Here is an 11,671-nt window from a genome sequence, read left to right as displayed (position 1 = left end):
GGATAAAATCCGGAACGGGAATAGATAAAAAAGCAACCGCAGCATTCAAAAGACTGTAACAGTCTCCGAATGCTGCGGTTGTTCTATGTAAAAGTTGTGTCGACAGGCTTGTTATGCCTCTTCTTCGCTTTGGAACTTGCGGCTGACTTTTATCAGATTGATGGTGTAGGTCACCACGTTCTGTGCTTCTTGCAGCATGGTCAGGTAAAGCATGCTCACTTTGATGCTGCTGCTCTGACCCTGAATGCGTTGCAGCTCCTCACGTTTCAGGCGTGCCAGTTCGCCGTTCAGTTCGTTGGCTTTGCGGATTTCCGTTTCCATGCCGTCGTAGTTGTTGTCTTCTACGCGGTGGCGGCAAGTCTGTATCAGGTAAGTGATGTCCTCACTGACGTCGGCAAATTCACCTTTCTGGATGGCATCCAGCGGCTTGAAGTTGTTGTCGACGTGTTCCAGACAGGGCTCACACAGACGTCCGATACTGTATACCAACTCGCTGGCAAAGTCGTTGCCCTGATAGTAGTACAGACCTTTTTCGAGGATTGTATTGTTGTCCAGGCGGCTGATGGCCAATGTTCCGGTACGTTTCATCTGCTTGATAAGCTGTTTCTCGAATTTAACCGAACCCATGGAGCGGCGTAAGCCACGCAGATTCTCGTGCAGGAAGGAAGTGACTGTACGTTCGTAGTTCTCTTCGGTAAACTCCAGTACCTTGGTCAGTTCCTGACGGGTATGCTTGCGGAGCAGTTCGATGACTTCGGCATTGTCCGAGCTTTGGAGCAACTGCTTCAGGGTTTCGTTAACCTGCTCTTTTGCTTTGCGCTTCTTGTACATTACCTGGCTGCGGATCAGCATGAATACGGCCAGTGCAATCAGTGCAACGATGGCAATTGTTCCGCCGAAGTGAATCAGGAGGGCTACAAAGAAACAGATGGTGAAAGCTGCACCAGCCGTGATGAACCAGCCACCAATGACGCTCAGCACGCCGGTGATACGGAATACGGCAGAATCACGTCCCCAGGCACGGTCGGCAAGCGAAGTACCCATAGCCACCATGAAAGTAACGTAGGTAGTAGAGAGAGGCAGTTTCAATGAAGTACCCAAGGCGATCAGCAGACCGGCAAGTACCAGATTGACGGCAGCACGTACCAAGTCGAAAGCAGCACCGTCGGCAATGATGGCTTCGTCTTTCTGGAAGCGGGTGTCAATCCAGCGTTTGGTACTTTCGGGAACAATCTTCGACACTCCGTTGGACAATACCAGGCTGAAACGTACCAATGTACGGGCTATCGGAGTACTACCGAAACTTTCTTCTCCTTCGTCCTGACGGGACAGGTCGACAGAAGTCTTGATTACATTGTGTGCTTTCTTAGAGGTGCAAAGCGCATAGACCATGATGGCTCCGGCTGCAAAGAGGAAGTACCAGGGTGTTTTGGCCGGACCGAGCAAGGAAGTCATCAGGAAACCATCGGCTCCAGCTCCTGCACCGTTGGCCGTATAATCCATAAAGGAAGAATAACCGGCCAGAGGCACACCGATGAAGTTCACCAGGTCGTTACCGGCAAAAGCCAGTGCCAGTGCAAATGTTCCCAGCAGCACCACTACCTTGAATATATTGACTTTACACCAGTGCAGGATCTGCATCAGGATGGTGAAGAATACGAAGAACGCTACGATCAGCATTCCGGTGTTCTCCTGTATCCAATGTTTGTATTCGGATGTCATGAACGAACTGTCCTTCAGACCCTTTATCAGCATGAAGTAGATGATGGAAGTGGCAGCTACACCGCCGAACAGCGCAATGCTGTACTTCATGTGCTTTTTGTAGTTGAAGGAGAAAATGATACGTGCCAGCCACTGTACCAGCATACCGAAGAAGAATGCGATGGCCACAGATACGAAGATGGCCATGATGACGGACAGGGCCTTGTCTGTGTTGATGAGGTCTCCCAGATCGAGTGAGTCATCACTGTAGACTTTGATAAGAGCCAGTGCGAATGTACCTCCCAACAGCTCGAATACCATCGATACCGTGGTGGAAGTGGGGAGACCCATGCTGTTGAATACATCCAGCAGTACGACATCGGTCAGCATGACCGCCAGCAGAATACACATAATTTCGGCGAAATAGAAATGTTCCGGCTGGTAGATACCGTGCCGGGCAATGTCCATCATGCCGTTACTGAGTGAGGCGCCGATAAAGACTCCGATGGCAGCAATGAACAGAATTGTCTTGAACGAAGCTGCCTTGGCTCCTACGGCCGACTGAAGAAAATTGACTGCATCATTGCTGACTCCCACGACAAGGTCGAATATCGCTAGGACGAACAGGAAGATGACGATACACAGATAAATTGTTTCCATGAACTATTGTATTTTATTTGGCTGCAAAGGAACAGCATTTTTGTTGCATGGAAATGTCATACATATTACAACCGTGTTACAATTTGCTTTTCAGGTACTCGTAAAAGGTGTATTGCGAACGTATTTTCTCTTTTTGCGGGTGGGGCGACTTCCAGCAGTTGCGCAGTTTGTCGTCGACGAAACAGGCCTTTCGTTTGTCCGACAGTTGTATGGATAGCATGTCTGCCAGTTCCTGTTTCAGGTCGGGGTCCAGAACCGGAGTGACGGCTTCGATACGCCGGTACAGGTTGCGGCGCATCCAGTCGGGCGACCCCAGGAACAGCTTGGGTTTTCCGCCGTTGCCGAAGTACCAGATGCGGGCATGTTCCAGGAAGGTGTCGACGATGCGGGTGATGCGTATGTTGCGGCTGTATTCCTGTCCGGGGATGAGGCAGCAGATGCCGCGCACGATGAGGTCTATCTCGACGCCGGCTTGCGAGGCTTCGTACAGGCGTTCTATCATAGTAGGGTCCTGCAGGGCGTTCATCTTCAGGATGATGCGTCCTCCTTTTCCGCGCTTGGCCAGTTCTATTTCGTGGTCGATGAGCCGGTTCAGCTCGGGGATGAGGTTGAACTGTGCCACAAGCAGCAGGTTGAATTTAGGGTTCTGTTTTTTTCTTTGCAGGGTGCGGAACAGGTTGTGCAGGTCGTTGACCAGTCGTGGATTGCAGGTGAACAGGCCGCTGTCGGCGTATAGGGTAGCGGTCTTTTCGTTGAAGTTGCCTGTGCTGATGTAGGCATAGCTTGTCATTTTGTGTCCCTGGCGATCGCGTCTCAGCACAAGGGCCACTTTGGCATGTACTTTCAGCTTGGGTATACTGTAGATGATGTTGATGCCGGCATTCTGCATCATTTCGGCCGTAGCCAGGTTGTTCTCTTCGTCGAAACGGGCTTTCAGTTCAACGAAGACGGTGACTTTCTTCCCGTTCTGTGCCGCGGCTATCAGGGTGTTGATGACGTTGGAGTTTTCTGCTACGCGGTATTGCGTCACCATGATTTCGCGTACGGTCGGTTCGTGTACGGCTTCGTACAGAAAGTGGATGAAGTGGTCGAAAGCATGATAGGGATAATGCAGCAGCAGGTCTTTCTTCTCGATATAGTGGAAGATGGATTCGCGCTCGTCCAGACAGGTCAGCTTCATAGGCTGAGGCTTTCGGATGGGAAGCAGTTTCCTGTTGGGGTTGGGCAGGTGATTCAGGTCTTCCATATTCAGATGCTTGTCGCCCGGCACCAGCTCGTTCCGGTCGATGCGGTAGGCGTCTACCAGAAAGTCCAGAAAATCCTGTGGCATGGCACGGTCGTAGACGAAACGGCATACGGCACCTATCTTGCGTTTTTTTATCTTGGTCTTCACCTGTTCGATGATTTCCGACGTATTGGCCGTATCGTCTATCAGGATGTCGGCATCGCGTGATATCTTGATGCAGTAGCTGCTGTCTACGTTGTAGCCGGGGAAGATGGTGTCGATGTTCGCCTTGATGATGTCTTCGATGAACATCAGGTAATAGTCGTTGCCCTGGCGTGGCAGTTCGATGAAGCGTGGCACCTTGCTGTAGGGCAGCTTCATAACGAAATATTCGGGTTGGGCAGGAGCGTGCTTGGGAAACAGGCGGACGGCCAGATACAGGCGGTTGTCGCGCAGGAAGGAGATGACTTTGTCTTTGCTCACGGGCACCGGAGCCAGGTAGGGGAATATCTCTTCGCGGAAGAAGCGGCGTACGAACTCCTGGTGGAAAGGCTCTACGTTGCGGCTTTGGTAGAATATGATGTGGTTCTTCTTCAGTGCGGGCAGAATCTTTTTCTCATAGATGCGGATACGTTCTTCCAGTTGGCGGTTGACTTCCTGATTGATTTCTTCTACCAGTTCGGCTGCCGACTGTTTGCTTTCTTCGTCGCTTAGGGTGACTCCCGAGGCAATGGCTTTGTGGTCGGCCACACGTATTTTGTAGAACTCTTCCAGATTGGACGAATAGATGGAAATGAAATTGATGCGTTCGTAGAGAGGCAGACTGTCGTCGTCGGCTTCGAGCAGTACGCGATAGTTGAATGACAGCCAACTGATGTCGCGCTTGAAATATCTGTTTTCCATGAGCTTTAAGTTTTATACAAAAATAGCTACCTTTGTCTAATAAACAAAGAAACTATGGTGAAAATAGGTTTATTATCGGATACCCATGCTTATTGGGATGAGCGGTATCTGCAGTACTTTGAGCCGTGTGACGAAATCTGGCATGCCGGCGACATCGGTTCGTTGGAAGTAGCACAAAAGTTGGCTGCTTTCCGTCCCTTCCGGGCTGTGTATGGAAACATTGACGGGCAGGACATCCGTCGGCTTTATCCGCAGACATTGCGCTTTACGGTCGAGGGGGCGGAAGTGCTGATGAAACACATCGGCGGTTACCCCGGCAAGTACGATCCTTCCATACGGGGCAGCATATTGGTGCATCCTCCCAAGCTGTTCGTCAGCGGACATTCGCATATTCTGAAAGTGAAGTATGACAAGACGTTCGACCTGCTCCACATCAATCCGGGAGCGGCAGGTATCAGCGGGTTTCACAAAGTGCGTACGTTGGTGCGTTTTGTGATAGACAGTGGTACATTCAGGGATTTGGAAGTCATCGAACTGGCAGACCGGAAGTAGCGGGGCGGCGGTATGTACAGTGTGTCTGCCTTCGGGTATGGACATAAAAAAAGGAGTACCGCTGTACTTCTTGTAATGTTTATTTAGAAATTGAATATACATGTAACTGTACTGTATAACAGTATTTTAAGCTGTATAGTTGCTTGAAAGTAAGAAATAGTATATCTTTGTGTCAAAAGAAAAAGTTTAAACCAAGTTTAAACCGCCAACGGTTTGAACTATAAAAAACAAAGGATATGAAAATAACTGTTACACTAACAAACAAGCAACTTGCAAACAAAGAGTATTTAATCGCAGTACGTGTTTTTTCTGATAGCAAGTACAAACATTATAGTACTGCGGTTAGTTGCACTAAAACTAATTGGAACGCTAATACAAGCAGTGTTAGCAGTCGAGATAGAGCGTACAAGGAAAAGAACGCTGCAATATCTGCAAAGCTGCAAGAAGTAACAGCGTTATATAATAATGTTACAGATGTGCAGCAGATTGAAACAAACAACAAACAGAAGGAACTTTACTTATTTGATATAATAGATTTAAAGATTGCAGACTGTAATACGTACAGTTATAAGAAGAACTTTATACAGCTTAAAAACTTCTTAAAAGAAGAATATAGTACATTGAAAATTAGCAGTATAGATAATGTATTTTTTGCTGATTTTATACAAAAATTACGGCAAAAAAAGAGCATAGCACAGCAGAATAAGCTTGTTAAAATGTTTAATATTGTATATAAGTTTGCGCTCGAAAATAGCTACATTAATAACTATAACAAGTTTAAATATAATAAGCAGATGCAAGCAACAAAAGAGCGTTATCTAACTGCAACAGAATTAAATACAATACTTACAATGTACAAAGATAGTTTAAAAAGCTATAACTATTTAGCAGAAATTACAAATAAGCAAAAGTCTGTATTTTTGTTTGTTTTGCACATCGCGCTACAAGGCATTGCCCCCGTTGATATGGCAACGCTGAAAATAAAAGATTTAGAAATTGAAAAAATACAAACACAAGAAACAGATTTAAATATAGAACGTGAAAAATATGAACAAAAGAAACCTGAAACGGTTGAAATACTAAACATTAAGCTCTACAGACAGAAGACAAAAACGTATGTGAATATAATAACATATAAGAAATATATACAAGAAATATTAGAATACTTTACAAAAAATAAAACAGAAAATGATTATTTGTTAGATTGCTTAGACGCAAAAAAGACGTACACAGATAAGCAAAAAGAAAGCAGAATAAGCAATTATTACAATAAACTAAATAAAGCATTAAACGCTTATTATAAGTCTGTATGTAAAGAAAATAACTTAACATATAAACATATAACTTACTATATGTCGCGACATACATTTATTAATAAATTGTATTCAATGCAAGTGCCTGAGAATACTATAAAGCGCTTAATTGGACATAAGGATAGCACGTTACAACGTTACTATGTCGCAGACGTACAAAAGATAGAACAAGCAAGCATTATAGAGCAAATTTTTAAAAAACATGAATATAGTAATTCATTTCAAACTTATATGTATTAAAAAATATTTATATATATAATAATAAAAGAAAAATAATAGATAACATGTTCAAAAACAAAAAACACACAGAAGAAACAAAGCAGCGTATTTCAGCAAGTTTGAAAAAATATCACGCGAGCATGACGGAAGAGCAAAAAGAAGAGCGCGCAAATAAAATAAGAAACACATACAAAGAAGCTTATCAGCAACTTAATAATTGCGTGTATTATTAGTTGCATTTTTATTGCAAATTTATTTTTAAAGAAAGACGTATTAAATTACGTCTTTTTTTTTGCTATTTTATAATGTAAAATGTAGATAATGTAAGACTATACGTATAGTCAAAATGTCCATACCTATTATAAAGACCATCCCTTGGGTAGTGAGTTCCCTACATATTGTATAATAAAGACTATCCCTTGGGAACTGAGTTCCCTACCCTTGGGAAGTGAGTTCCCTTGCAATATATAGCTATATAGCTATATATAAAACTATAGTGTAGTGTGTTTCCTCTTTCTTAACAGAAAGGGAAATTAGTGTGGTTTCTTTTTTTTTCAATCAGAAATCAATCAATAAGCAATAATCAATCAGTAAGACATTAATTAATCAGTCATTCAGATATAATTTCAATTAATATAAAAACAAAAAACAACCTTCACCATCTTATAGCTGTTTAAGCAGCTATAAGACACACTAATAAACTGCATAAATAATAAAGCTATCTTTACATATAGCAATAAAACATGTTATTAAACATAAAACAATATGTTAAATCAGACTTGTAAATTAACATAATAAAATAGTATATTTGCAAAAAATATGTAAAGATGTGTTTATAAATCAAAATATGTTGTATAACATATTTTTTTTATAGCATTTTATATTGACTTTTTAAATGTAACATATATTTATTTATAAAAAGAGAAAATAATATGCAAAAAGGTAGTAAACATACAAAAGAAAGCAAAGCAAAAATGCGTGCTGCAAAGCAAAATAAAAAATTAAGCGCAGAGCAAAAGCAAAAAATATCTGCTGCAAGAAAAAAATACTTTGCAGAGCACGCAGAAGCAAAACAAAATTTAAGTAAAAGATTAAAAGAAATATACAGAGTTTATAAAGAACAAATTAAAAATAAATAATAAAATAATAATTGCTATGATTAAGATTGAAAATTTAAAAGGCTACAAACTAACAGACAAAGAAAAATTATATTTGCTTGCAATTTTACAACAAGCAGAAGAAGAAAAAACAGATACAATAAAAACAAATATCTATGAATTAGACTGTATAACAGAAACAGATTATTATAATAAAGCAGTACAAAATCTAAAAGAAAAAAATTTTATTAATTACACTGTAAAAAATAAAGATAACGCGTATGAAATGTTAGATATTACGCTAACAAAAAAAAGTTTAAATATATTGCAAAATAATGCAAATGTAGTACAAACAGATGCGCTACAAATAAACGCAGAAGGCAAAAGAATAATTACACTAATTTTATAATAGAATAAGCAAAAAAAAGGGGCGGGTCGCAACCGCAAGGGGGATTTTTACATATATCTTTTGCCCCCTTTTCCCTTTTTTTATTAAAAAAAAGATATATAGAGATAATAATAATAAAAGATATATAACATGAAGACTAAAAACCTAAACTTTAACAGGCGTTCGACGCATTATATTTTTTCATTTATTCTTGAACGCTGTAACTATGAAAAAAAAGATGTTATAAAAATTGAGTAAACATACATTGCGAAAGAAACTTTATATAACAGGAAAACTGTTGCAAAAGAATTAAAGTTCCTGCAAGAACAAGGCTATATAACATACAAGCGCGCTTTGTATAACAATTTAACCACAACTGAGATAACATTAACAGAAAAAAGCATTGCACTAATTTCAAGACCCCAAGACACGCAAAACAAGCCGCAGGAAACAGCACAAACGCAAGCAGTTAATAAGACTATCTGTAACAATAAAAAAACGCAGGAAACAGCCCCAAAACAAGCCGCAGAGGAACATGTTTCAGAAGCAGAAGAAACAGCAGATGCAACACTGCAAGAACAATACAACAAATTAAGCAGGGCAGATAAAATGCAATGTAAAATATTGCAAGATAGCAATTTCAATAAATTTTACGTTAAATTAGCTGTAGAAGACTACAAAATACCTTTTACAATTATAGAAGGCATACAAAATAATAAGATAGTAATTGTTTAACAAAAAAAATGGCAACAATATATGCAATAACAGATAGTATAATAGAAAAGATACAACAAGCTGACTTAACGTCAAGCAAAGGCTACTTGAGCGGCATAAGCAATTTAGATAATATATTCAGGATTGACAAAAAACAACTTTGCGTTCTAACAGGCAAGGCAAATAACGGAAAGACAACATTTTTAAATTATTACATGTATATGCTTGCAAAAAATGCTGACTTAAAAACGTTATTTATAAGTTTTGAAACTGATATTAATTTGCATGTTGCGTTATTTTTAAAATATGCTGATAAAGAGATACTTAAAAGCAAACTTTTATTTGCAGATACAACGGAAATAAGCACAATAGAGCAAATAATACAAACAATAAAAGAAGCAAAAGAAACATATAATATTGATAATGTAGTAATAGACCCTTTCAATTACATTTCAACACAAACAACAGATACAAACGCAATATGCTACATTTTAAAAGAGCTTAAACAAGCTGCAAAGAAGTATAATGTAAGCGTTATTTTAGTAGCGCATCCGAGAAAGATGCAGCAAGGTGAAGAGCTAAACGGTGAAAGCATCGCAGGCAGCATACATTTTAGAAATGTCGCAGATAACATTCTTATAATAAGTACAAATTTTAATACACACAAAACAACTGTAAAAGTTGATAAGTTGAGATATAACAAGCTGCAAGGCGAGATAAATGCAACGGCTGATTTCTTATATTGTTTAAATGGCACATATATTGAAGCAGCAGAAGAAGAAACAGATTGCATTTATAACAGCATGTCGCAAAAGATAGCAACAGAAATATATAATAACTATACAGAAAAAAAAGAAGCCTACACTAATGTTGCAGAAGCGAAAGCAGATGCAACACACACTACAACAAACAAAGTAAACTATAACGCTTTAATGCAAACAAAAGTAAGCTATTTAAACAATGTGTATGCACAAAAAACAGAAGAAATAACACTGCAAGAAGCATTAAACAAAGCTGCAAGCATACAAGACAAACAAAAACAATTAAGACAGCTAACAGATAAAGCAGATATACAAGCATATAAGAAAAATAACTTTCCTGCTTTTGCACCTTCAGTTACGTTTAATCAAGACGGCACAACAAAAGAGAATATAAAAAATATTAACAATATAATATGTCTTGACATTGACGGGCAGGACAATAACTATATGTCAAGTTTTGAAATGAAAGAAATTGTAAATAAAATTCCTTATGTATTCTACGCGCAAGAAAGCGCAGGCGGCAAGGGCATATTTTGCTTAGTGCAAATTGCAGATACAAACAAATTTAAAGAGCATTTTAACGCCCTGTCTGAGGAATTTAAAGCAAAAGGGCTGATAATAGATGCGCAGTGTAAAGACGTTAACAGAAAGCGTTTTATCGCTTATGACCCCAATACATATATTAACAAGAACGCAGTTATATATAAGGATGTAAAGGAGGATATAATAATCAAACAGGGCACACAGAACACAACAACCAACAAAGCACAAATACAATTTCCTGCAGGCTGGGCACACTATACAGATGCACAGAAAGCTGAATATATAATATCAGAATGCTTAACAAAAGGCATATTAATTAATAAAACACATGCTGACAGCCTAACAATAGCATCCGCGTTAAAGACTATATATAATAATACAGAAGAAGGCTTAAAATTACACATGCAACTTAGGAACATGCGCAGGGGCGCAGACACAAGCAAGCAAACAAGTATATACTATAATGCGCAAGAAAAAACAAACGCAGTCGGATGCTTAGTAAATCTTTATAAGAAAGCAATAACAGCAGCGTAAAAAATAATAATAAAAATATGTAGATAGCTATAAATTTTAAGACTATCTACATATTTATATATAAGAAACAAAACTACAAAAATGACAGCAACAATTACATTTTTAATAATAATTGCAATATTGTATATATTAGTACAAATTGCAGATAGTTATGCAGAACACAAATACAAACAAGACGTTTTGCACAGACTTACTATTATACAAAAAGAAATAACAGCTTTAAAAGAAAAAGAAAATGCACAAAGAAATAAGAATACTTAACAATATAACAAACGCAGAAACAAGAAAGCAACAGCGTGTTGAAATAACAAAGTCGGAAGCGAGAGCGGGCATTATAAAGAATTTGATTGAACAAAGAAAGTTTACAAAAGAACAAGCTGAAAACTTTGTAAACCGCACCCTCGGCGCAGATTTCGGCAAAGAAAAAACAGAGCAAAGAAAGCTTACAACTGCACAGAAACAACTAATTAACAAGTATGTAGCAATGCAAGCAGAAATAAACAAATTATAATAATAAAAAGAAAAATAAATAGACAAGAAAAATGTTAACAGAATTAATACAAGCAAGCATTAAAAAGAATTATAGCAAAGAGTTAAGAGAAATTATTGATACAACAACTGAACAAATGCAAGTCGCAGGCGTTGCCTATCAAGGCACATGTATTCCTTTCAAGTCTAAAGAAGAAAGAGGATTTATTGCAAGCGCGGTTGCGGGCGTTGATGCGTGGGACTTGGAAAGCGCAATTTACGCCACAAGTGCATTGAAACAGGCAGGGGCAAAGTTTATTTTTAGTCTTAAAAATAATGTACAAGTTCCGCTTTGCAACAACTTAACGGCCCATTGGGCACCTGAAACGGGCGCAGCTAAAGGGGATGCAGACCCGCAATTTTCAGAGCAAAGCATTGCACCGCACCGACTTACTACATATATAACAGTCTCAAAAATGTTACTAAATCAAACGCAGAACGTTGAGTCATTGTTAACTGAGATGCTTGCAACTGCAATAAATCAAAAACTTGAACAAAGCATATTTAGAAACTGTTTAAATTTTATTCAAAAA

12 protein-coding genes are annotated in these 11,671 nt (G+C 39.1%); 10 read left to right on the top strand and 2 right to left on the bottom strand.

The window, feature by feature from the left end; all coding sequences use genetic code 11:
- Positions 1-111 precede the first annotated feature (111 nt).
- Both QVP67_RS15105 and QVP67_RS15100 read right to left on the bottom strand, forming a co-directional pair.
- Positions 112-2,361, bottom strand: a complete 2,250-nt coding sequence (locus QVP67_RS15105) for an inorganic phosphate transporter (protein WP_022164385.1) — start codon at positions 2,359-2,361, stop codon at positions 112-114.
- A gap of 76 nt (positions 2,362-2,437) precedes the next feature.
- On the bottom strand, positions 2,438-4,489 hold the full coding sequence (locus QVP67_RS15100) for an RNA degradosome polyphosphate kinase (protein ID WP_022164384.1): 2,052 nt from the start codon (positions 4,487-4,489) through the stop codon (positions 2,438-2,440).
- 54 nt (positions 4,490-4,543) lie between these two features.
- Between QVP67_RS15100 and QVP67_RS15095 the strand changes: the two genes are divergently transcribed.
- From QVP67_RS15095 to QVP67_RS15050, 10 genes are all read left to right on the top strand, one after another.
- Positions 4,544-5,041: a metallophosphoesterase family protein gene (locus QVP67_RS15095; protein ID WP_022164383.1), complete on the top strand. Its 498-nt coding sequence runs from the start codon at positions 4,544-4,546 to the stop codon at positions 5,039-5,041.
- A gap of 236 nt (positions 5,042-5,277) precedes the next feature.
- The gene (locus QVP67_RS15090; RefSeq protein ID WP_022164382.1) at positions 5,278-6,594 is read left to right on the top strand and encodes a tyrosine-type recombinase/integrase; all 1,317 of its coding nucleotides are present in this window, start codon (positions 5,278-5,280) and stop codon (positions 6,592-6,594) included.
- A 44-nt stretch (positions 6,595-6,638) separates the two neighbouring features.
- A complete protein-coding gene (locus QVP67_RS15085; RefSeq protein ID WP_022164381.1) occupies positions 6,639-6,806 on the top strand; it encodes an NUMOD3 domain-containing DNA-binding protein in 168 nt (55 codons plus the stop codon).
- 699 nt (positions 6,807-7,505) lie between these two features.
- On the top strand, positions 7,506-7,712 hold the full coding sequence (locus tag QVP67_RS15080; RefSeq protein ID WP_022164380.1) for a hypothetical protein: 207 nt from the start codon (positions 7,506-7,508) through the stop codon (positions 7,710-7,712).
- Between the two features lie 16 nt (positions 7,713-7,728).
- Positions 7,729-8,079, top strand: coding sequence for a hypothetical protein (locus QVP67_RS15075; protein ID WP_022164379.1), 351 nt, complete (start codon positions 7,729-7,731; stop codon positions 8,077-8,079).
- Between the two features lie 333 nt (positions 8,080-8,412).
- Positions 8,413-8,793 carry a hypothetical protein gene (locus QVP67_RS15070; RefSeq protein ID WP_022164377.1) on the top strand — a complete coding sequence of 127 codons (381 nt, stop codon included), beginning with the start codon at positions 8,413-8,415 and terminating at the stop codon, positions 8,791-8,793.
- Between the two features lie 8 nt (positions 8,794-8,801).
- Positions 8,802-10,610 carry a BT4734/BF3469 family protein gene (locus QVP67_RS15065; RefSeq protein ID WP_022164376.1) on the top strand — a complete coding sequence of 603 codons (1,809 nt, stop codon included), beginning with the start codon at positions 8,802-8,804 and terminating at the stop codon, positions 10,608-10,610.
- A gap of 81 nt (positions 10,611-10,691) precedes the next feature.
- Positions 10,692-10,871, top strand: a complete 180-nt coding sequence (locus tag QVP67_RS15060; protein ID WP_022164375.1) for a hypothetical protein — start codon at positions 10,692-10,694, stop codon at positions 10,869-10,871.
- Entirely contained in the window at positions 10,846-11,121 is a 276-nt protein-coding gene (locus tag QVP67_RS15055; RefSeq protein ID WP_022164374.1) for a hypothetical protein, read from the top strand. The genes QVP67_RS15060 and QVP67_RS15055 overlap by 26 nt, the downstream gene beginning before the upstream one ends.
- A 31-nt stretch (positions 11,122-11,152) precedes the next feature.
- Positions 11,153-11,671: phage major capsid protein (locus tag QVP67_RS15050; protein ID WP_288180292.1), on the top strand; the 519-nt coding region annotated here is incomplete at its 3' end.

The sequence above is a fragment of the Bacteroides sp. CAG:633 genome (assembly GCF_000435115.1).
Lineage (GTDB): Bacteria > Bacteroidota > Bacteroidia > Bacteroidales > Bacteroidaceae > Bacteroides > Bacteroides ndongoniae.
The sequence above is the reverse complement of the archived record's forward strand: the minus strand, read 5'-3'. Positions and strand labels throughout refer to the sequence as shown.

Excerpts from the sequence above, each read along its gene's own strand:
- QVP67_RS15060 (WP_022164375.1), top strand. The coding sequence starts at position 10,692 with ATGACAGCAACAATTACATTTTTAATAATAATTGCAATATTGTATATA.
- QVP67_RS15095 (WP_022164383.1), top strand. The coding sequence starts at position 4,544 with ATGGTGAAAATAGGTTTATTATCGGATACCCATGCTTATTGGGATGAG.
- QVP67_RS15080 (WP_022164380.1), top strand. The coding sequence starts at position 7,506 with ATGCAAAAAGGTAGTAAACATACAAAAGAAAGCAAAGCAAAAATGCGT.
- QVP67_RS15075 (WP_022164379.1), top strand. The coding sequence starts at position 7,729 with ATGATTAAGATTGAAAATTTAAAAGGCTACAAACTAACAGACAAAGAA.
- QVP67_RS15065 (WP_022164376.1), top strand. The coding sequence starts at position 8,802 with ATGGCAACAATATATGCAATAACAGATAGTATAATAGAAAAGATACAA.
- QVP67_RS15105 (WP_022164385.1), bottom strand. The coding sequence starts at position 2,361 with ATGGAAACAATTTATCTGTGTATCGTCATCTTCCTGTTCGTCCTAGCG.
- QVP67_RS15100 (WP_022164384.1), bottom strand. The coding sequence starts at position 4,489 with ATGGAAAACAGATATTTCAAGCGCGACATCAGTTGGCTGTCATTCAAC.
- QVP67_RS15090 (WP_022164382.1), top strand. The coding sequence starts at position 5,278 with ATGAAAATAACTGTTACACTAACAAACAAGCAACTTGCAAACAAAGAG.
- QVP67_RS15055 (WP_022164374.1), top strand. The coding sequence starts at position 10,846 with ATGCACAAAGAAATAAGAATACTTAACAATATAACAAACGCAGAAACA.
- QVP67_RS15085 (WP_022164381.1), top strand. The coding sequence starts at position 6,639 with ATGTTCAAAAACAAAAAACACACAGAAGAAACAAAGCAGCGTATTTCA.